The organism is Kaistia granuli DSM 23481 (assembly GCF_000380505.1).
In the GTDB taxonomy this organism is placed as follows: domain Bacteria; phylum Pseudomonadota; class Alphaproteobacteria; order Rhizobiales; family Kaistiaceae; genus Kaistia; species Kaistia granuli.
In genome coordinates, this window is sequence record NZ_AQYH01000007.1 from 17573 (window position 1) to 38336 (window position 20764).

The 20764-nt window shown below is 67.3% G+C and carries 21 protein-coding genes and 1 tRNA gene; 7 read left to right on the forward strand and 15 right to left on the reverse strand.

All coding sequences use genetic code 11. The annotated features are described in order from the left end of the window. Positions 1-99 precede the first annotated feature (99 nt). Complete coding sequence (gene glpK / locus G342_RS0110040; protein WP_018183007.1) at positions 100-1587, forward strand: glycerol kinase GlpK; 1488 nt, start codon at positions 100-102, stop codon at positions 1585-1587. 511 nt (positions 1588-2098) lie between these two features. Here glpK and G342_RS0110045 read toward each other — a convergent pair. The 3 genes from G342_RS0110045 to G342_RS0110055 form a co-directional block, all read right to left on the reverse strand. Further along, positions 2099-2668, reverse strand: coding sequence for a DUF1993 family protein (locus tag G342_RS0110045; protein WP_018183008.1), 570 nt, complete (start codon positions 2666-2668; stop codon positions 2099-2101). Positions 2669-2905: 237 nt separating this feature from the next. After that, the gene (locus G342_RS25650; protein WP_018183009.1) at positions 2906-3055 is read right to left on the reverse strand and encodes a DUF1127 domain-containing protein; all 150 of its coding nucleotides are present in this window, start codon (positions 3053-3055) and stop codon (positions 2906-2908) included. A gap of 210 nt (positions 3056-3265) precedes the next feature. Then, the gene (locus G342_RS0110055) at positions 3266-3889 is read right to left on the reverse strand and encodes a YoaK family protein (RefSeq protein ID WP_018183010.1); all 624 of its coding nucleotides are present in this window, start codon (positions 3887-3889) and stop codon (positions 3266-3268) included. Between the two features lie 161 nt (positions 3890-4050). Between G342_RS0110055 and G342_RS23790 the strand changes: the two genes are divergently transcribed. After that, positions 4051-5364: a L,D-transpeptidase family protein gene (locus G342_RS23790; RefSeq protein ID WP_051094193.1), complete on the forward strand. Its 1314-nt coding sequence runs from the start codon at positions 4051-4053 to the stop codon at positions 5362-5364. 124 nt (positions 5365-5488) lie between these two features. Beyond that, a complete protein-coding gene (locus G342_RS0110065; protein WP_018183011.1) occupies positions 5489-5875 on the forward strand; it encodes a hypothetical protein in 387 nt (128 codons plus the stop codon). Positions 5876-5962: 87 nt separating this feature from the next. On the opposite strand, the gene G342_RS0110070 is transcribed toward G342_RS0110065, so the two are convergent. The 12 genes from G342_RS0110070 to hemC all read right to left on the reverse strand — a co-directional run bounded on the left by G342_RS0110070 (position 5963) and on the right by hemC (position 17700). Then, positions 5963-7060, reverse strand: coding sequence for an AI-2E family transporter (locus tag G342_RS0110070; protein WP_018183012.1), 1098 nt, complete (start codon positions 7058-7060; stop codon positions 5963-5965). 151 nt (positions 7061-7211) lie between these two features. Beyond that, positions 7212-8240 carry a YihY/virulence factor BrkB family protein gene (locus G342_RS0110075; RefSeq protein ID WP_018183013.1) on the reverse strand — a complete coding sequence of 343 codons (1029 nt, stop codon included), beginning with the start codon at positions 8238-8240 and terminating at the stop codon, positions 7212-7214. Between the two features lie 78 nt (positions 8241-8318). Beyond that, complete coding sequence (locus tag G342_RS0110080) at positions 8319-8669, reverse strand: porin (RefSeq protein WP_018183014.1); 351 nt, start codon at positions 8667-8669, stop codon at positions 8319-8321. Then, positions 8659-9225 (reverse strand): tyrosine-protein phosphatase, encoded by a 567-nt coding sequence (locus G342_RS0110085; RefSeq protein WP_018183015.1) that lies wholly within the window; start codon positions 9223-9225, stop codon positions 8659-8661. The genes G342_RS0110080 and G342_RS0110085 overlap by 11 nt, the downstream gene beginning before the upstream one ends. A 163-nt stretch (positions 9226-9388) precedes the next feature. Then, positions 9389-10114: an outer membrane protein gene (locus G342_RS0110090; protein ID WP_018183016.1), complete on the reverse strand. Its 726-nt coding sequence runs from the start codon at positions 10112-10114 to the stop codon at positions 9389-9391. A 126-nt stretch (positions 10115-10240) separates the two neighbouring features. Continuing rightward, positions 10241-10615, reverse strand: a complete 375-nt coding sequence (locus tag G342_RS0110095) for a heme-copper oxidase family protein (protein WP_026304301.1) — start codon at positions 10613-10615, stop codon at positions 10241-10243. Between the two features lie 217 nt (positions 10616-10832). Continuing rightward, complete coding sequence (locus G342_RS23795; RefSeq protein ID WP_198010771.1) at positions 10833-11891, reverse strand: AraC family transcriptional regulator; 1059 nt, start codon at positions 11889-11891, stop codon at positions 10833-10835. 1082 nt (positions 11892-12973) lie between these two features. Further along, positions 12974-13049 (reverse strand) — tRNA-Thr (locus tag G342_RS0110105). A gap of 110 nt (positions 13050-13159) precedes the next feature. Beyond that, positions 13160-14740 carry a heme biosynthesis protein HemY gene (locus G342_RS0110110; protein ID WP_018183019.1) on the reverse strand — a complete coding sequence of 527 codons (1581 nt, stop codon included), beginning with the start codon at positions 14738-14740 and terminating at the stop codon, positions 13160-13162. A gap of 10 nt (positions 14741-14750) precedes the next feature. Beyond that, positions 14751-15974: a COG4223 family protein gene (locus G342_RS0110115; protein WP_018183020.1), complete on the reverse strand. Its 1224-nt coding sequence runs from the start codon at positions 15972-15974 to the stop codon at positions 14751-14753. A 47-nt stretch (positions 15975-16021) separates the two neighbouring features. Continuing rightward, positions 16022-16756: a uroporphyrinogen-III synthase gene (locus G342_RS23800; protein ID WP_018183021.1), complete on the reverse strand. Its 735-nt coding sequence runs from the start codon at positions 16754-16756 to the stop codon at positions 16022-16024. Between the two features lie 5 nt (positions 16757-16761). After that, on the reverse strand, positions 16762-17700 hold the full coding sequence (hemC, locus tag G342_RS0110125; RefSeq protein ID WP_018183022.1) for a hydroxymethylbilane synthase: 939 nt from the start codon (positions 17698-17700) through the stop codon (positions 16762-16764). Positions 17701-17822: 122 nt separating this feature from the next. On the opposite strand from hemC, the gene tsaD reads away from it, so the two are divergent. The 4 genes from tsaD to G342_RS0110145 all read left to right on the forward strand — a co-directional run bounded on the left by tsaD (position 17823) and on the right by G342_RS0110145 (position 20742). After that, positions 17823-18917 carry a tRNA (adenosine(37)-N6)-threonylcarbamoyltransferase complex transferase subunit TsaD gene (gene tsaD / locus G342_RS0110130; protein WP_018183023.1) on the forward strand — a complete coding sequence of 365 codons (1095 nt, stop codon included), beginning with the start codon at positions 17823-17825 and terminating at the stop codon, positions 18915-18917. Next, positions 18914-19363 (forward strand): NUDIX hydrolase, encoded by a 450-nt coding sequence (locus G342_RS0110135; protein WP_018183024.1) that lies wholly within the window; start codon positions 18914-18916, stop codon positions 19361-19363. The genes tsaD and G342_RS0110135 overlap by 4 nt, the downstream gene beginning before the upstream one ends. Beyond that, positions 19360-20328 (forward strand): NAD(P)H-dependent glycerol-3-phosphate dehydrogenase, encoded by a 969-nt coding sequence (locus G342_RS0110140; protein WP_018183025.1) that lies wholly within the window; start codon positions 19360-19362, stop codon positions 20326-20328. The genes G342_RS0110135 and G342_RS0110140 overlap by 4 nt, the downstream gene beginning before the upstream one ends. 135 nt (positions 20329-20463) lie before the next feature. After that, the gene (locus G342_RS0110145) at positions 20464-20742 is read left to right on the forward strand and encodes a YciI family protein (protein ID WP_018183026.1); all 279 of its coding nucleotides are present in this window, start codon (positions 20464-20466) and stop codon (positions 20740-20742) included. The last annotated feature ends 22 nt before the right edge of the window (positions 20743-20764 follow it).

The following is a 20764-nucleotide window of genomic DNA, read 5'->3' on the forward strand; positions in this document are numbered from 1 at the left end:
CGCTCGCTAGCCTGTACAGGGCGGGCGGCGGCAGATGGCGGCTGCGCTGGGATCGCGAAGCGATCCTCCCGGGCCCAACGAGATTCGGGGGAGGATCCAATGAGTAGCTTCATTCTGGCGATCGATCAGGGAACCACGTCGACGCGGGCGATCGTCTTCGACGCGAACTATCAGGTTCAGGGCGTCAGCCAGCAGGAGTTTCCACAGCATTTCCCGCGTTCCGGCTGGGTCGAGCACGACCCGGAGGATATCTGGCGGACCGTGCTGGAGACGGTGCGCTTCGCCCTCGCCAACGCCAGTCTGGCGATCTCCGACATTGCCGGCATCGGCATCACCAACCAGCGTGAGACGACGATCCTGTGGGATCGTGCCAGCGGCGAACCGATCCACAACGCCATCGTCTGGCAGGATCGGCGCACAGCGGATGTCTGCGCCGAGCTGAAGGCGGCCGGTGCGGAGCCGCAACTGACCGAGAAGACCGGCCTGCTGCTCGACCCGTATTTCTCCGGCACCAAGATTGCCTGGATCCTCGACCATGTTTCGGGCGCCCGCGAGCGGGCGGAGCGTGGCGAGCTTGCATTCGGCACGGTCGACAGCTTCCTGCTCTGGCGGCTGACCGGCGGCAAGGTGCACGCCACCGACGCCACCAATGCCTCGCGTAGCCTGCTCTTCAACATCCGTACCGGTGAATGGGACGACGAGCTACTGACGCTCCTGCGCGTGCCGAGATCGATCCTGCCCGAGGTCAAGGATTCGTCGGCCGATTTCGGTGTCACTGATCCGGGCGTCGTCGGCGCCGCGATCCGCATCGCCGGCATTGCGGGTGACCAGCACGCCGCGGCGCTCGGCCAGGCCTGCTTCCGGCCCGGCATGCTGAAGTCCACCTATGGCACCGGCTGCTTCGCGCTGCTCAACACCGGCACGGACCTCGTCCAGTCGCAGAACCGGTTGCTGACGACGATCGCCTATCGGCTCGACGGCAAGACCACCTATGCGCTGGAAGGCTCGATCTTCGTCGCCGGCGCGGCGATCCAGTGGCTGCGCGACGGCCTGCATCTGCTCGACCGGGCGGATCAGTCGGGGCCGATGGCCGAGGCGGCCGATCCGCATCAGAACGTCTATCTGGTTCCCGCTTTCACCGGTCTCGGCGCGCCCTGGTGGGACGCGGAGGCGCGCGGCGCTCTGTTCGGGCTGACGCGCGGCACCGGCCCGAACGAGTTCGTGCGCGCGGCGCTGGAATCGGTCTGCTACCAGACCCGCGACCTGCTCGACGCCATGCGGCGCGACTGGACGCAGGCCGGCGAGACGGTGTTGCGCGTCGATGGCGGCATGGTGGCGAGTGACTGGACGATGCAGCGGCTCGCCGACATCCTCGACGCTCCGGTCGACAGGCCGGTCGTCCTGGAGACGACGGCGCTGGGCGCGGCCTGGCTGGCCGGTCGTCAGGTCGGCGTCTGGCCGGCGGAGGAGGGCTTCGCCGCCAGCTGGCGCCTGAATCAGACCTTCCTGCCGGACATGGCGGCCGATGTGCGCGAGGCGAAGCTGGCAGGCTGGCGCGATGCCGTGCGGCGAACGCTGACGCGCTAGCGGCAACAGGCCGCCGCGGGATCGGTGACGTTGTTCACTGCAGTCGTGGCAACATGGATATGCAGGCGACCTCCATCGGGAGGTCCCCATGACCCGCAGGATCGGGCTTGCCACGGCGATGGTCGTGATCCTGCTCGGCTCCGCTGCCGAGCGCTGGAGCGCTGGAGCGCTGGAGCGCTGTCGCCGCCGAGCCGGCCCGCTCGGGATGCCGCAAGGATCGCTGCACGCCGACCGAGCACGCTCTGTGGGGCAAGTAGATCAGTCCCGGCAGGGGCAGCCACACGCCTCCCGCCGCTAGCTGGAGTTCGGCCAACCCGGTCCGTCAATCGTCGGGCGGCGATGCGCCGCTCGATGCCGGGCCTGCGGCCAGCCGGGCCCCGGCGCCTGCGGCCGGCGATGCGCCGCCGCGCTAGGGTGTTTTCACGCGAAGCGCGTACTGGTTCGCGTGAAGAAAATGCGACCCAACATAGGTTCAGTCCGTTCGTCGCACTCGCGAAACGGCGCCGCGGCGCTAGAAGCTGCCGAGATAGTCCGCCTTGCAGATCGTGATGCCCTTGTGGCGCAGCACGCCGTAGGCCGTGGTGACGTGGAAGAAGAAGTTCGGCAGCGCGTGGTTGAGCAGATAGGTCCGGCCATCGAGCTGGAGCGCGCCGTTGCGGAGCGAGATCGTCCTCGTTTCGCTGCCGTCGAGCGCCTCGGGCTTCACCGAATTCAGGAACGCCACGGTGCGCTCGATGCGCGCCTTCAATTCCGGAAAGGTCGTCTCGGTGTCGGGGAAGCTCGGCATCTCGATGCCGGCGAGGCGGGCGGCGGCGCCCTTGGCGGTGTCGCTGGCGCGCTGGATCTGGCCGGAGAGGGGCAGCATGTCGGGCGCGAGGCGCGCCTCGACCAGCGTCGCCGGATCGATGCCGTCGCGGGCGCTCTGCGCCACGGCCTTGTCCAGGATTGCCTGGAGATTGCCGAACGAGCGGATGAAGACCGGAAGCGAAGCCTCGTAGATCGATAGCGCCATGATGACCCCGATGTTGGCGGCGCGCTGGTCGCGTCCGCTGCGGGATCGAAGATGGGCGTGCGCCGACATCCCTTTCAAGGGGCGGTCGGCGGGAATGTCTGGGGAGGGGCTGGCGGCGACGTCCGGCGGGCAAAGCCATCTGGCTTGCAAGCGCCTGGCCCGCGGAGCGGCCAATAAAAAAGCGCCCGTCGGGGAGGAGGTCGACGGGCGCTTTAGTTGATGGTGCCGCACAAGGGAGGAGGTTTGTGGGCACCTAATCGCAGGGAACGAGGGAGGAGGTTCGTTCCCCAACGAACTGGGAAATTCTCAGTATCCGGCGGCTTGCTTGGCAATCGCCTTGATGTCGGCGCGGTTGATGCCCAGATCGGTCAGTTCGCGATTGTCGAGCCGCGACAATTCGCTGCGGGTCTCGCGATACTTCATCCAGGTCTTGTAGGAGGCAACGAGGCTGACCATCGTCTGTTCCTTTCACGCCGGTCATTCGGACTACTCAGTGGCGCCGGATTTCTCTGTCGCCGTTCTGATGAGCTGAATTTAGTCGGACCCGTCCGAGATGAGCAGTATGAAAAAACTCATGCCTGCCCTGCACTGGATGCAGAGCAGCATTGGACGCGGACGTCATGGTGCACTGCAATATTGATCTTCCGTTGACGTAATGCGCCGCCCTTAGCGCGCCAGGATCGCCAGCGCGCCGGTCAGGATGCAGGCCAGCCACAGCCCGGCGAGGCCAAACACGCCATAGGCGACGGCGCCCAAAAGCGCCCCGATGCAGAGCGACGCCCAGAGCAGCAGGATCGGCAGGAAGGCCCACCGATCGCCGCCCCGGATCGCCGTCGCCAGGCTCTGCCCGACCTTGACCAGAGCTCCGGTGACATAGGTGAGGCCGATGCCCGGCGCGCCATTGCGCTGGAAGACGGCGTTCTCGACGCCCATGGCGAGCGCCATCGCCACGGTGCCGACGATGGCGATGCCCAGATTGTCGGAAAGCGCGGCGACGGCCAGGAGTGCCGTTTCCGTCCAGAGGATGGCGGCGCGGCGGCTACGCTTGCCGTCCTGACCGACCAGCCCGCCGAGCGTCGCGCCGGCGACGAAGATGGCGACGATGGCCGCGATCTCGGCGGCCTTCATCCAGTCGCCCATCGCGATGTCGACGCCGAAGCGGGTGGTGTTACCGCTCATGAAGGAGACGAAGACGCCACCGAGATGGCGGAAGCCCATGGCGTCGACATAGCCGGCGATCCCGGCCAGCACATAGGCGAGGGCCTTCTGGCGGTGGGTATAGTCCTTCATGGCGCAATCCGGATCGAATGGAGAGGGCGTGACGCGTCGAGCGTCGAGGCGGGCCCTCCGTCATATCCCGGCGCGGTTAAGAATTATTAACCCTGATTTCCTAAATTGCCGGCCGAAGACTGTTGATGCTGCCGCGTTCATTTTGGCATGGAGTGCCTGCCTTGTTCGTCGCTTTGACCCGCGTGACGCTTGTGCCTTCCCTGGCGATGCTGTTCTGGGCCGTGCCCGCCAGCGCTCAGGAATGGGGCGAGCCGCCCTTGAGCGAGCGATACGCCGAGCCCCAGCCGGCCTATGAGCGACCTCCGGTCTATGAGCCGCCCGCGACCTATGACCGTGCGCCCGCCACCTATGATCCACCGGCGAACTATGCCGAGCCGGCCTATGCCGCGCCCACGGCTCCTCCGGCCCCCGCTGCGGCCGTTGTCCGGCGTCCGCCGGTGCAGCCGCTGCCGCCCGAATTCATCGCGCAGGTCAACGGGGCGCCGCTCGGCGGCGCGCCGGTCAAGAGCGACAAGCCCGACCCGCTGGTGGTCAAGCTGCAGATCCTGCTCGACCGCGTGCATGTCTCGCCCGGCGTCATCGACGGCCGCCAGGGCGGCAATCTCAACAAGGCGATCTCGGCCCTGCAGACGATGCACAGCCTGCCGGCGGACGGCTGGCTCGGGCCGGATATCTGGGACATCCTGCAGGCCGCCGACGACCGTCCGGTGCTGATGGACTACGCCATCACCGACAAGGACGTCGCCGGTCCGTTCGTGCCCGTCATGCCGAAGGACTATGCCGAGATGGCGCAGCTGCCGGCGCTGTCCTATCGCGATCCGGTCGAGGCGCTGGCCGAGAAGTTCCACATGGACGAGACGTTCCTGCGTCGCCTCAACCCCGATGCCGATTTCACCCTGCCGGGCACGATCATCGCGGTGGCGGATGTCGGCGCCAACGCTAAGGCCAAGGTCGCGCATCTGGTCGCCGATGCGAGCACCCGCCAGTTGCTCGGCTACAACGAGAACTGGGACGTCGTCGTTGCCTATCCGGCCACGATCGGCAGCGCCGACCTGCCGTCTCCTTCGGGCATCCATGCCGTCAAGGCGGTCGCCGAAAACCCCGACTACTGGTACCGGCCGCAGGTGAATTTCCAGCAGGGCAACAACACCAAGGCGTTGCGCCTGCCGGGCGGTCCGAACAATCCGGTCGGCACCGTCTGGATTGGCCTCGACAAGCCGACCTACGGCATCCACGGCTCGCCCGAGCCGACCAAGATCGACAAGACCAACAGCCATGGCTGCCTGCGTCTGACCAATTGGGATGCGCAGGAATTGGTGAAGCTGGTCCGCAAGGGCGTCGATGTCGAGTTCGTCGATCAGACGCCGACGGCGTCGATCGCCCCCGTTAGCCCGCCGGCCGCGCAGCCGTCGTCCCAGCCCTATGAGGCGGCCGCTGCCGATCGCTATCCCGAGATGCCGCCGGAACTGCGCTGACCGCCGGCCGGAACGGGGCGGCACGGCCACACCATCGCGCAAAATCGATTGACGCCGGCCAGCGGGCTTGAAGCCTGCCGCTGCGTCTTGATAGCTATGCCGAAATCTTCGCCGAGGACACAGAATGAACCGCTCCGCTTTCCCGCTGGCTCTGGCCGTCATCGCCGCCGTCGCGGCCTTCCCTGCCAGTGAGGGTCTCGCCAAGACCAAGGCGCCGGCCAAGCCGGCCGATCCGAGCTGCAAGCAGACGCGCTGGGACCTGAAGGGCGCCGGCGCCAAGACGATCGTCGACGGCAGCGTCGACCGCGTCTGGCGTGTTTCCGTCGGCGGTGTGCCGTCCAAGGCGTCCGTCGTGCTGGAGTATACCCGCAGCAACGGCACCAAGGGCGAGGTCGGCATGCCGTCGGGCTATGCGACGCTGGTCGAAGGCGCCTCGGTCCGCATGATCCTGCAGAGTCCTGGCCTGGCCGGCGGGGTTGCCATCGCCGGCACCATCAACGCCCAGTGCTGAGCTGCGGACCAACGCGCTCGTTCTGAAGTTTCCGGCTTGAGACCTGGCCCGGCGCCCGCGAGGACGCCGGGTTTTTCGTGGCGATCGCTATCCTTCGAGGAAATGTCCGACGGCGTTGAGCGGCCGAACGCCATCGCAAATGATCTTGGTCATCGCGAGCATCGGCACCGCCAGCACTGCGCCCGGCACGCCCCACATCCAGAACCAGAAGATCAGCGAGATGATCACCAGCACCGGGTTGAGCGTGAAGCGGCGTGCCAGCAGCATCGGCGTGATCGCCTCGCCCTCGAGAATGTGGATCAGCAGGTAGAGCCCTGCCGGCAACAAGGCCTGCCAGAGGGGATCGATGGTCAGCAAGCCGGCCAACAGGAACAGTCCGACGCCGGCGAACGGCCCCATGATCGGCACATAGTTCAGCAGGAAGGCGAGGGTGCCCCAGAGCACGGGGTCGCCGAGTCCGCAGGCCCACATGGCGAAGCCGGTGGCGACGCCGACGGCGATATTCATCAGCGTGATCGTGACCAGATAGGCCGAGACATTTTCCTCGATTTGTTGCGACAGCTCGACGACGCGGCGCTTGTCGCTGAAGCTCGGCACGATCTCGACCATCCGGCGCAGAAAGGTATCGCCGGAGAGCAGCAGGAAGAAGAGAATCAGGATCGTCTCGAAGAAGCCGCTGGCGAAATGCTGCGTGCCCTTCATCAGCGACTCGGACAGGGTCGGCCCGGCGCCGCCGGCCGTGGCGCCATCGAACTGGTGCAGGAACTTCTGCAGCGCGCCGATCGGCTGGCTGAGGAATTTCAGCCGCTCCTCCAGCCTCTGCACGCCTTCCGGCAGTTTCTCCGCCCAGACAGTCGCCGGCCCCGACAGGGCCGCTCCGACGCCGACGATGACGCCGAAGACAGCGAAGATCATCAGCAGCGCCGCCGCGGCACGCGGCACATGCAGACGTTCCAGCAGGCGCATACCCGGCTGGAACAGAAGCTTGAGCACGACGGCCAGCACGATCGGCAGGATGATGTCGGAGGCGAAATAGCAGACGGTCAGGATTGCCAGAACCAGCAGGCAGGCCTGGATGAGGAGTTTTGGGTCCGACGCGAACGGTCCCTTCTCACCAGCGAGTTCGGGTGGCTCCAGCGCTTCGGTCTCAGTGGTCGGTATCTCGATCCGGAACGGTTCAGCCATCGGCGAGGTTCGCTTTCTTGGGCATCTGCCTTGCGGGCGGCAGACGATGGTCAAGGACGACCGACGGCGGCGCGGTCTGTCCGACCGCGCCGCTCCGGTCCGATGAAAACGTGGGTCGGGCGGTTTCGTTGCCTGCGGCCGTCGTGACCGCTCAGTCGAGTGCCTTGCCGATCGAATCGGCGACGGTGGCGCCGCGTTCGCCGAGTGGCTTGGCTCGTCCCGTGGTCGAGTCGCGGGCAGTCTGGTGTTCCATCTCGGCATTGAGCTCGGCGCCAATTAGGATCACGGTTGCGGATAGCCAGATCCATGTCATGAAACCGATGATGGCGCCCAGTGCGCCATAGTTGCGGTCATAGCTGCCGAAGCTGGAGACATACCAGGAAAAGCTGATCGAGGTGAGGATCCACAGCGTGGCGGCGACCGTGCTGCCCCACGTCACCCAGCGCCATTTCGGTTGCTCGCGGCAGGGGCCGAAGCGATAGAGGATGGCGAGCGCCGCCCAGACGAAGAATCCGAGCACCGGCCAGCGCAGGATGTTGATCCAATTTTCCGACGCATGGCCGATCTCGAGCACGCGAAAGGCGATCGGCACCGCGATGATGAAGACGATGGCGCCAATGCCGGCGGCGATGGCCAGGAAAGTGAAGATCAGGCTCTCGACATTGAGGGCGATGAAGCTGCGGCGTTCGCGCTCGCCATAGGCGACGTTCAGCCCGTCGATCGTCGCCTTGATGCCGGCATTCGCGCTCCAGATCGCGAACAGGAAGCTCAATGCGAAGCTGAAGCTCAGCGTGCCGCTCGACGCCTTGACGGCGAGGTTGATCTGGTCGGAAATCAGCTGGAACGCGCCAGCCGGCAGGACGAAGGCAAGGCCCGATAGATGATTGCTGATCGTCGCGTTGTTGGCGATCAGACCATAAAGCGTCACCATGGCGCTGAGGCCGGGGAACAGCGCCAGCAGGCAGAAGAACGCCATGCCGCCGGCCAGCGTCAGCACCCGGTCCTCCAGCGAGCTCTCGAATACCCGCCAGAGGATATCCTTCCATCCGCGCGCCGGAATGTCGGCGGGGGCGTCGGCCAGTCGTCCACGCCCTGGCTCGGCTTGGTCGATCGCCTGTTCGGCCGCGCGTGGTGACAGTGTGCCGTTTAGAATTTCGGGAGGAAGTTTCGCGGACGCCATCAACCCTGCCTGTTTGTCGTCATTTCCGGGAGCCAGCACGGCTGGCGGATGGATGGGCTCCGGAGAGAAGCCGGCATCTCACCGGATCTGGAATGTCTCCGTACCCGATCGCGGACCCGACTGGCGGGTCCCGAAGGAGGTACCGAATTTAGCATAGCCGCTGATCTTGATGCAGGCGCCTGTCGACGGCGAATAGGTAAAGCCCTCGCCGAAGCCCTCGCAGATCCGGGCATAGCCCGAGGCGTCTGGCGGCTCTTTTTCCAGCGCCTCTCTCCCGGTCTTCGGAGTGGCTGGCGGTTCTTGTGCATCGAGGCGCAGACCCTCGGCCTGCGCCATCGCGATGCCGACGAGCGTCGCCGCGGCGATTAGCGCGATGCGAAGGATGGGGCCGCCGCCGGCGGCCGGATCGGGCTTGGGATCAGCTGTCATGATAGCCGAGCCAGGGTTCGAGCGACTCGAAGGTCATGTCGATCGGCCAGGTCGGGCCGAACGGGATTGCGATATGGCCGTAGCGCAGCGAGATCTGGCCCTCGGCCGCCTCCTCGCCCAGCTTGGCGACGGCCGCGACATAGAGGGCCGCCGCGAGGCTGGTGCGGTCGCTGCCATCGGCGCAATGGATCAGCACCGGCTTCTCGGCCGTCTCGAACAGATTGACCAACTTGGCGGCTTCGTCCTGCGACAGTTCGCTGCGCGATGACATGCCGAAATCGACGTGGACAATGCCCTGTCGGCCGGCCTCGGCGATCTCGGCGTCATACCAGGGAGCGCCGGCGTTGGTACCGCGCAGGTTGATGATCGTCCGAATGCCATAGTCGCGGGCATATTGGTCGATGCGGTGTGGCGACGGTTGGGCCGAACGGTACAGCGTTCCGGCGATAACGGTGTGGAAATTGCCGGTCACCAGCAGCATGCCGAGATACAGCACGAAAGCGAGCGGCAGCGCGAGGAACGTGCTGCCGATGGCGAGGATGCGCTTGCGATTCACGGGCCGGTCCAGTCACCACCTCACGAGCCCAGGCGGCTCGGGGCCAAACTATCCGAAGGCGCGCTGCGCGGCCAGTGTCCTGTCGAGGGGCCCGCGCCCCATCGTTCTCCGACGGCCTCGACCGCGCTGGCCTGGCGGCGTGACCCGCCTTTCCTCCCGCCGATCAGAACCTGTAGTTCAGGCCTGCCTTGAGTGTGTGGAAGGCGGCGTCGTTCTCGAACCTGTCGCCTTCGAACAGGAAACCCGTCGTCTTCAGGCTGCCGAGATCGACATAGAGATATTCGGTCTTCAGGGTGATGTTTCTGGTGATGCCGTATTCGACGCCAGCGCCAGCCGTCCAGCCCCAATTGGTCTCGGATACCTCCCGGCTGGGATCATAGTTCCCACCGTCGGAATAGGTCACCTTGCCATAGGCGCCGCCGCCCGTACCGTAGAACAGGACATTGTCCCAGGCGTAGCCGAGCCGCCCGCGCAGCGTGCCGAACCAGTCGATCTGGGTCGCATAGGTGAAGCGATAGTCGTCCAAGCCAACCCGGGATTCAGTGTGTTCGACCTTGATGCCGGACCCAGCGAAATCGGCTTCCACACCGGCGACCCAATTCGGGGCGAACTGGTAGCTGTAGCCGATCTGAGCGCCGCCAAAGGCGCCGAACGCCCGGTCGCTGGCGTCGCTGCCCAGCGTGCCGACCTCGGTCTCGTAGCGAAACTTGCCGTCGAACTCACCGCCGCCGACGCCGCCATGCACGCCAAAGTAGAAGCCGGTCCAGTTGAAGGCTGCCGGCGTCTCAATGACCGGGACCGCTTCGTTGGTCAGATCGGCGGCCTGGGCCGGTGTCAATCCAAGGACCAGAGCGGAGATGGCGATGGTAGAACCGAGAAGCGTTTTCATGCGAGATGCCTGTGCAAGGGGGATTGTCGGGTTGATACCCATTCTCGGAGCCAGCCGGCTCCTGGGTGTTTCTCGGCCCGCAGCGAGGACCGGCCGCGAAGGCTGCGTCATCGGAAGCCGTGGGAATCAGCCCGCGCGCGTTCGGAAGATGATCGCGGCGAACATCAGAACGCCCGCGAAAACCACAAGCGATGATACCGCGACGATCGGCTCCAGGGAGGGGTTGCCGGTCAGGAGGAAGTAGAGCGCCGGCGTCATCACAAGCACGCCCAGCGTGTAGACATAGTACTGGATCTTCGCCAAACGCGTCGCCGCTCCACGGGGGTTGAGCGCATGAAAGGCGCCGAATAACGCCATTGTCACCCAGCCGAGAAGATTTATATGGGCATGCGCGCCGACCGCGGCATAGTCGTGCGCGATGGACATCTTCAGGCCGACCAGAATTCCGGCAATCAGAAAACAGATCGCCGTGATGAAATACATTCGCGCGATATTCGGCATGCCCATCTCTTTTGTTCTAAATTGTCGACAGGTCAGATCCACGCCTCGAATATGCAATGCGCTGGACGGCGGGATCGTTGGACCGTGCGAATCTACCTCGCACGAGCGGATTTGCACTGTCACGGGCGCCCGCGCCAGATTGGGACGCTCGGTCAAGAAGATGGGACGGGAAGTCATGCGGGAGCAGCCGAGACCCGGTAGGCCGGGTCTCGGCAGGTCATAGCGAGGCGCGACAGTCTCGTGCGGCTCGTTCGTGCTCCTGCGCCAGGGCTGCTGCCAGCCAGGCTTCCGGCGTCGAAGCCTCGGCCTTGGCATTCTTCTTCGCCCAGCTCAGATACAGTGTCGAACCCTGCGATCGGGCGATCAGGTCCAGGGCTGAGCTCGGGCTCACCTGGTATCGTTTCCGGAAGGCGCGGCTGAAATGGGCTTCGCTGCGAAAACCGTGCTGGCGGGCCAGGGCGGCTACTTTCAGATTGCCCATCGATCGGACAGCCGACTGCAGGCTCGCCATCAACCGTTCACCCAGCAGCCAGCGCTGCACGCCGCCATGGGGCTCGAACGAACGGAACAGTTTCGAGCGCGACACGCCCATCGCGATCGCGAGTTGCTCAGGACCGAAGTCTGGGTCGGATAGTCGCCGCCGCGCCAGCCGTTGAGCCCGGTCGACGACCGAGGCGGCGGCTTGCTTCCGTCTCGGTGTTGCCGCGGGAAGCGTTGTCGCGGCGAACCGCAGGATGCCGTCGACGGCCGACTGGGCCTGGTCGACGCTGAGCCCTTCGATGTGATCGACGAGGGAGCGGATCTGGGCGCCGAGGAAGCGTCCGGCGCCGCTGTCCGCCGACAGGACCATGCCGTGGCTGTGGTCCTGCAGACCGGCCGGGGCGAAGGCTCTATCGAAGGTGATGGTCATCCCCTCGTAGCCGGGCGTATGGGATTCATAGGGCAGGGAATAGTCGACGGCCACTATATCGCCGGGGCTATGGGTTCGCTCGCGCCCGTCATACTCGGCCACGACGCTTCCGCTGGTGAGCAGATAGAGCGACATCTGGGAGATCGGGCGATCGGCGATGACGGATGGGGACCGAACCATCGATACCGCCGATCCGCCATTCACCTGCACGAAGGCCTCCGGCAACTGCCAGGTATGGCCGTGAAAGTCGAACAAGGCCGGGTCCGTGTCAGGGGGAATGGCGCAGTCGAGCATCCGGGAAATCGCTGCCTTCCAGGCGGCGTAGCATTCCACGCCGGGCGGAAACGGCCAGACGATGCGACGCACCGTGTCAGTCCGGAGATCGGTGTCGGTAGCCTTGGGCATCGATCCAGACAGGGTGAGCCTGGGCGAACGTGCTCAGGCATGGCTTCGTGATGGACCGGTGCCGGCCGAAGGTGCCGGGCCAGTCGCGCGGGCAGAGGTCGTCGGCGAGAGACTATCGCCATCCTCCTGCCGCCTCAATCCGGCGTCCGCATCAACGCGAGCGGGTCCATTCAGCATCTGGAGGCCCCGATGGGAATTCCTGCCGATCGAGACAATCAATGAATCGCACCCCTCACCCTTTTCAGGGGTCGGTCCGCCGCAACTTAGTCGAAGGGAACGGCGTCCTCGCCGTGGAGGAAAATGGAAGCCGCGGGCGCGTGCCACGCTGCAGGCGGCCGTAGGCTAGTAGGCCGAGCGCGGCGGGCAGCCTATCTCGGTCCGCGCCCCCCAAGCAGGTCCTCCATCCTCTTGAGCGTGCTTGCTGAGCGGAGCAGTGCCGCTGCCCCCTTCTCAAGGCACTTGTCTAGACGGGACTCGATTTCCGGGCTTGGCGTGGAGCCGGATTGCGCGTGGTAGTTATTCTGGCTGCGGGTTTTCAACTCGAATGTCGCCTGTCGCAATTTATGTGGCAGGCTGCGATACGCAGCACGCGGGGAATTGGATCCGCATGCCTAGATGTTTTATAAGCAAAACTGACAATGTGTCGCAGTTTAGGATGCGGCCCGGCCAGTCTGGGCATGGACTCCCGCCGCGCTCCCGCATGCACGCGGCAACGGGCTCAAGCGGCCTGCCGAGTCCGCTGGTCCTTCGGAAGGGCGAGGCTCTTCTGGCTGCCCAAAACCACTTTGGCGCGCCTCGGCGGCCTTCTTCTTTCCAGCCAAGTCGCTTTCGGCGTGTATAACGCTGATCAGGCCGTCATCCCGTAAACCGTAGTCAGCTGTTCCCACAATTCCCATCGAAGCGATCCTCGTCTCGGTCAAGCTCGAACCAGGGTTCGACCTCAGCACTGTTGGCCGGCTGGAGAACAGAGGCGTTGCCTACGGGACGCACGCAAGGGCTGCGGCAGGGCCGGACAAGAATGACGATGACTTAAAAGAGGGAAGTGGTGCCGCTTAGGTGATTCGAACACCTGACCCCATCATTACGAATGATGTGCTCTACCAGCTGAGCTAAAGCGGCCTACCACGAGGATTTCACAAAGCGATGCCCGGAGGGCTGCGGTGAAATCGAGAGGGTTCATAGCCACATTCCCGGAGCGTTTCAAGCCTTAGTCGCGCTTCTCCACCGGCTCATTGCAGACGCAGGCGATCGGAGGGTTCCGTCTCGACGTCCTCGATGCCCGGATCGTCGGGAATCGGCGGGACGACAACGGGCTTCTCTGGGCCGCCATTCTTGGTCGGCGGCGGGGGCGGCGGGCTCGCTTCCGGTGCGGCAGGGCGCGGGGCCTGCGGCGCGGAAGTCCGCGATTCCCTCGCTGCCTCGGCCGCCCTCTCGGCCTGCGCCGGGGTGGCGTCGATCACGCGCGGCTCCGGAGCGATGACGTCGTCGGCGACGACGAGATCGATCGCCGGGCGCTGGTCGTCGGCGAGTGCTGCCGTCGGGGTGCGCCATTCGAACGCATCCAGCCGGCCGCTGATCGGCGAAATCGGCGCCCAGGCCGGGAAGACATAGCCGTCGGCGGTCCATTGCGGATCGCGCGGCGCGCGCAGCGCGCGCGACAGCCATTCGCGGACATGACCGCGATTGCCGTCCGGGCCTTCCTCGATCTCCGCCATCAGCAGGCAGAAGCGTTCCGTACGGTCGGTCTCGGCGATGGTGGCGAGCTCCTTGCGGGCGAGCGGCCAGTCGCGGGCGTCGATGGCGGCGCGGGCGACGGCGAGATGGCTCTCGACATGGCCGGGGCGCAGCGTCAGCAGGCGTTGGGCGCGCTTCAGGCGGTCCTGAGCCGAATCACCGGCGCGCACCATGCCGTAGGCCTCGGCGAGTTCCGGATGCGGCTCATGCCGCCAGGCGGTCTCGAGGATGCGCACGGCTCGCTTGATGTCGCCCTGGCGGGTGAACAGCCGGGCGGCCAGCGTCGCCGCCGGCACGAGGCCGGGCTGCAGTTTGGCGGCCTCCTGCGCTGCCGCGCGCGCCTCTTCGGGGTTGGACAGTTCGAGTTCGAGCCCGCGCGCCGTCAGCAGCACGGCGCGCAGCCGGTGCGCGCTGCCGCGATCGATCAGCTTGGCGTGCAGGTTCGATCCAAGCGTCGTCAGCGCCGCCGACCATTCGCCATGCGCGGCCTGGTCGTCGAACAGCGCCGTGCCGGCCCAGCCGAGGCTCGGCGCCGCCTTGGCGGCTTCCTCGGCATAGTGGCGGGCGGCTTCGTGCTCGCCGCTGCGCTGTGCCTCGACATAGAGGCCGCGCAGGCCGAGCAGCCGGGTCTCCGGCTCGTTCAGCATGGTCTCGAAGGCAGCGCGGGCGCCGGCGCCGTCGCCGGAAAGCTGCGCCGTCTGGGCGGCGAGCAGCAGTGTTAGCGGTTCGCCCTGCAGGATCTTCTGGGCTTCGGTCGAGAAGCGCTTGGCGCGCTTCAGATCTCCGGCGCCGATCGCGATCATGCCGCGCGACAGGGCACGATAGCCGCGATCGCGCTTGCGGCCCGAGAGCCAGCCGCCGAACAAGCGCGGCGCCCGCACCGCCGCCAGGATGAGCCAGAGCACGAGCGCCAGCGCGACGAACAGCGCGGCAAGCGCCACGGCCGCGACCATCAGGCTGGTCGAGTAGTCATATCCCTGCCACGACAGCGCGATGTCGCCGGGCCGGTCGGCGAGCCACGCAAATCCCGCGGCGATGGCGAAGACCAGGGCGACATAGACCAGGATGCGGATCATCGTCGCTCCGTCAGTTGGAAGGGCCGGCATGGAGGCCGGCGAGCGCGGTGTCGATGGTGATGCGCTGGGCCGCCTTGGCCGCCCAGTCGTTGAGCGGCGCGCGCGCGATGGCGTCGAGCGCCTCGCCTTCGCGGAGCGCCTCGGCAAGGTTGCCGGTCTTCACTGCCGCTTCCATGCGCGAAACGATCGCCGTCGCCGAGGTGCCCGCCATCGGGCCGGCGGGCTTGACGGAAACCAGCGAGCCGGCCGAGGCGGCGAGCCGGTCGATCAGGCTGGCGCCGGGATCGACCTTGGCGTCGGCGATGCGGATCTGTTCGGCCACCGCCGGAAAGGCGGCGATCAGGTCGGCCTTCGACGGCGCGCCGGCGCTGGCGATCGGTTCGAGCGCCGCCAGGCTGGCGCCGGTCTCTCCGAGGGCGGTGACGGCGGCGAGTTCGTTGGCGAAGGGCGTCGAGCCGGTTGCCGCCTGGCGCAGCGCCGTCACGGCGATGACGCGCGCGGCCGCTTCCGTCTTCGGATCGGCTGGCGGATGCGCTTCGACGGCGTCCAGCCGCGCCGTCAGGCCGTCGAGGCGGGATTGCAGCGGCGACAGGTCGACCGGCGCCTCGGCGGCCGGGGCAGGGCGGGTTTCGAGCGCGGCGAGCCGGCTCTCGAGCGGGCCGAGATCGACCGCCGGAGCGGATCCGGCCGGCGCCGATGGCGGAGGGGTCGCCGCCGCCTGCTTGAGCGTGGCGATTTCCTGTTCGAGGCCGGAGAGGCCCTTCTCCAGACCGGCGAGGCGGGCGGGGTCGATGCGGGGCTGGGCCGGCTCGCGGTCGATCGATTCGATGCGGTCGAGCCGGGCCGACATGGCGGCGAAGCGTGAATCGAGGCTGGCGCTGGCGATCGGATCGGTGCCCGTCGAGCTCGACAGCAGAGCGACCAGCAGGCCGCCGACGATACCGCCACCCAGCGCCGCTACCGCCGGAACGAGGAAGCGCGCGAGCGCCGGACTGGAGGCCGGTTCTGTGGTGTCGGTCGTGTCCGTTTCGGTCACGCTGGCCTCCGGTTCATAGGCTTGGGTCGTCGTGTCGGCGGCGGGGGCCGCTGTAGCGGTCGGCTCGCCGACCGGCTCCGAGACCGGCGCGGACGGGCTGCTCGATTCGGCTTCGAGATCGATGGTCACCGGCGGGCGCTTGCGACGCTGTCCGGGCGCTGCATCGGCTTTCGGATGGAAGGTGTCGTCTTCGGCCATGTCACCTCGATCTCGTCGGTCGTTCAGACCCAGTATAGACGAATGCGTTAACGGGCGCCTGAAGGGGATGTTCCCATGCTTGCAGGGATCAGCGCCAGCAGCGCGTCGTCAGTCGGCTTCTCGGCGATGTGGACGTCGCCGAAACGCATGGCGGCGGCGACGTTGGGCGACAGGGCGTAGACGGGGAGACGGTCGATGTCGGGTCGCGGATCGAGCCGGTCGACGCAACCGGAGAGGGCCGTCGCCGTGCGTGGCGAATAGACGAGCACGCCGTCGACCCGGTCTTCCCGCAAGGCGGCAACGACCGAATCAGGCAGGCTCGCTGCTGGTTCCATCCGGTAGACCTCGACCAGTTCGAGGGCATGGCCGGCTCCGGTCAGCGTTTCCGTCCAGGTGCCGGCGCGGTCGACGGCGGCAGGATAGAGCAGCGGTCCCGCGTCGGGTTCGAGCCGCTCCATCGCCAGCGCCGCGAGCGCGACGCCGTCGCCATCGGCCGAAGAGACGCTCGCAAAGCCTGCTTCCCGCGCCGCTTCCGCCGTGCGGTCGCCGACCGCCAGCACCGGCAAGGCGAACCAGGCTTCCGGCACCGGCCAGCGCATCAGCCCGCGCACGCCGTTCAGGCTGGTGAGGAGGATCGCGACCGGATCGATCGCCGGCATCGGCGGATCGAGGAAGACGCTCGTCAACATCGGCGCCGTGACCGGCTCGTGGCCGAGCTCGCGCAGGCGTTCGGCCGTTCGGGTCGCTTCGGGTTCCGGCCGGGTGACGAGCAGCCGCATCATGCGCCTCAGGGGCTCGTGAAGAAGGTCTTGCCGCCGCGAGCGATCAGCTCGTCCGCCGCCGCCGTGCCGATCCGCTCGGCATCGGCGACCGGCGCCGTCATGCGGGTCTCTTCCGCCTGCTTGCCGTCCGGCGACAGCACGATGCCGCGGAACAGCAATTCGCCGCCTTCCAGCGTCGCCAGCCCGCCGATCGGCGTCCGGCAGGAGCCGTCGAGCCGGGTCAGGAAGGCGCGCTCGGCGTGGAGAGCGATCTCGGTCGCTGGATCGTTGATCGCGGCCAGCAACTCGCGGACGCGAAGATCGTCGGCGCGGCCCTCGACGGCGACGGCGCCCTGGCCGACCGCCGGCAGGAAATCGTCGAGCTCGATGATCGCCGTGGCAAGGTCGGCCCGGCCGAGGCGGCGGAGGCCGGCCAGCGCCAGCAGCGTGCCATGCGCGACGCCGCTATCGAGCTTGGAAAGGCGGGTCTGCACATTGCCGCGGAATTCGACGACGACGAGATCGGGCCGGATGCGCAGCGCCATGGCGCGACGGCGCAGCGACGACGTGCCGAGCAGGGCGCCCTGGGGCAGGTCGCGGATCGAGGTGGCCACTGGCGACAGGAAGACGTCGCGCACATCCTCGCGCGGCAGGTAGGCGATCAGCGTCAGCCCGTCCGGTAAATAGGTCGGCACGTCCTTCGACGAATGGACGGCGATGTCGATCTCGCGGCTGAGGAGGGCCTCTTCCAGTTCCTTCGTGAACAGCCCCTTGCCGCCGGCTTCCGACAGCGAGCGATCCTGGATCCGGTCGCCGGACGTCTTGATGACGACGATCTCCATCGTCGCCTCGTCGAGGCCATGCGCGGCGGCGAGGCGGGCGCGCGTCTCATGCGCCTGAGCGAGCGCCAGCGGGCTGCCGCGTGTGCCGATGCGGAGGAGGGGGATCGAGGCTGCGGATTGCACGGGGTCGGGTCCGGATGTTAGGGCCTGTCGGGTCAGTGCCCGTCAGGGCGAAATTTGGCGCCAGTCTAGTCACGACGCGCCCATCCGCAAGCAAGCCGCCAAACGCGCGGCGAAAGGCCCCGGTGGTGAGTTCATCCGTTCTGGTTCTCGGCATTGAAACGAGCTGCGACGAAACGGCGGCGTCGGTGGTGTCGCGCGATGCCGAAGGCCGCGGCACGATCCTCTCCAATGTCGTGCTGTCGCAGATCGAGGATCACGCGGCCTTTGGCGGCGTCGTGCCGGAAATCGCCGCGCGCGCCCATGTCGAGGCGCTCGATCGTATCGTGCAGGGCGCGATGGATGAGGCCGGCGTCGGCTTTGCCGAACTCGACGCGATCGCCGCGACGGCGGGGCCGGGCCTGATCGGCGGCGTCATCGTCGGCCTGACGACGGCGAAGGCACTGGCGCTGGCCGCCGGCAAGCCGCTGGTCGCCGTCAATCATCTGGAAGGCCACGCGCTGACGGCGCGGCTGACCGACCAGATCGAGTTTCCCTACCTGCTGCTGCTCGTCTCCGGCGGCCATACCCAGATCCTGCTGGTGCGGGGCGTCGGCCAGTATGAGCGCTGGGGCACGACGATCGACGACGCGCTGGGCGAGGCCTTCGACAAGACGGCGAAGCTGCTCGGCCTGCCCTATCCGGGCGGGCCGGCGGTGGAACGCGCCGCCGCGCGCGGCAATCCGGATCGTTTCGCCCTGCCGCGACCGATGTTTGGCCGGCCGGGCTCGGATTTCTCCTTCTCCGGCCTGAAGACGGCGCTCAGGACCGAAGCGCAGGCGGTCGCGCCGTTGTCGGACGCGGATGTCGACGATCTCTGTGCCGCCTTCCAGCGCACGGTGACGCTGGTGGTGCGCGATCGCATCGGCCATGCGCTCGACCGGTTTCGCGCCGAATTCCCGGAAATCGCCGAGCCGACCCTGGTCGTCGCCGGCGGCGTCGCCGCCAACAAGGCGCTGCGAGCCGGGCTCGACGCCGAGCTTGCCGCTCGCGGCTTCCGCCTGATCGCGCCGCCGCTTGTGCTCTGCACCGACAATGGCGCGATGATCGCCTGGGCCGGTGCCGAACGGCTGGCGCTCGGTCTCGTCGACGAACTCTCCGCTCCGGCCCGGCCGCGCTGGCCGCTCGACCAGATGGCGGCGCCGATGATCGGTTCCGGCCACAAGGGAGCGAAGGCGTGAGCATCATCCGCAAGAGCAAGGTGGTGCTGTACGCGACCTGGCGCGGACGGCTGCTCGTCTTTCGCGAGCCGGATTTCCCCGAATACGGCATCCAGGTTCCCGGCGGCACCATGGAGCCCGGCGAAACGCCGGATCAGGCGGCGCGGCGCGAATTCCTGGAAGAAACCGGTTTGACGGCGCCGGCCGGCATGACGCTTCTGGGCGAGCGCGACTATCGCTATGCGCCCGCCGACGGCCCGGAACGGCAGCATCGGCGCTGGTTCTTCCATCTGCCGCTCGACGGCGAGTTCGCCGAGAACTGGGAGCATCTGGAGATGCATCCGGACGCCGGCGGGCCGCCGATCCGCTTCCACCTTTTCTGGCTGGCGTTGCCGCTCGGCGAGGCGCTGTTCGGCGAGCTCGATGCGATGCTCGGGCAATTGCCGGCACCGGAGATGGCATCATGACGATCGACCACATCGCCGTCGTCGGTGCCGGGGCGTGGGGCACGGCGCTGGCGCTCGCCGCCCATCGCGCCGGGCGACGCGTCACGCTCTGGGGCCGCGACACGACCGAAATGGCGGCGCGGCGCGAGAATATCGCGCACCTGCCCGGCGTCGCCCTGCCGGACGCGATGACGATCACCAGCCGGATCGATGCGGTGGTCGCGGCCGACGCCATCCTGCTGGCGACGCCGGCGCAGACGGTGCGCGAGGTTGCCGGCCATCTCGCCGCCATCGCCGAGGACACGCCGGTGGTGCTCTGCGCCAAGGGGCTGGAACGCGGCACCGCCAAGCGGATGACCGAGGTCCTCGGCGAGGCGCTGCCGCCGGCGGCGCCGGTCGTCCTCTCCGGGCCGAGCTTCGCTGTCGACGTGGCGCGCGGCCTGCCGACCGCCGTGACCATCGCCGCTCCCGATCTGAAGCTCGCCATGGCGCTCTGCCATGCGCTCGGCTCGGCCAGCTTCCGCCCCTATGCCGAGACCGATGTGCTTGGCGTCGAGATCGGTGGCGCCTTTAAGAACGTGCTGGCGATCGCCGCCGGCATCGTCGCCGGCCGCGAGCTTGGCGCCAGCGCCAGCGCCGCGTTGATCGCGCGCGGCTTTGCCGAGTTGCGCCGCCTCGGCGAGGCGCAGGGCGCGCTGCCGGAGACGCTGATGGGCCTTTCCGGCCTCGGCGATCTGGTGCTCACCTGTTCCTCGACGCAGTCGCGCAATTTCGCCTATGGCCATGCGCTGGGCGCGGGCGCTGCCCTGCCGCCGGCTCTGGCCGAGGGCGCGGCGACGGCGCCGGTGGCCCGCGATCTGGCGAAGAGCCTCGACGTGCCGATGCCGATCACCGAGGCGGTCGCCGCCATTCTCGAGGGCAAGCTCTCCATCGACGCGGCGGTCGAGGCGCTGATGCTGCGGCCGTTGAAGCGCGAAGCCGACTGATGCGCGGGCGAGGCCTGGGGCTTGTCGCCTTCGGCCCACCGGCATTTCCTGCCAATCCCCTCTCGCGTGGATCGCCGCCCTTTACGCGCGACCGTCCGCCGCCTACCGTGCGGCCCGCAATTCTTGGAGGTTTTCATGCATTTCGTTGCCATTCTGACCGATAAAGACGATGGACTGCCGGTCCGTCTCGAGAACCGTCCCGCCCATATCGAGTGGCTCAAGGCTTCGGGCATCGCCATCGCCGGACCGTTCCTGAACGAGAGCGGCGACATGTGCGGCTCGCTGCTCATTGTCGAGGCCGAGGACGAGGCCGCCGCCCGCGCCATTTTCGCAACCGATCCCTATGCCAAGGCCGGCCTGTTCAAGGACACGGTGGTGCGCCCCTGGCGCTGGGCCGTCGGCAAGCCGGCCTGATCGGCCGCTCAGCCCGTCCCCT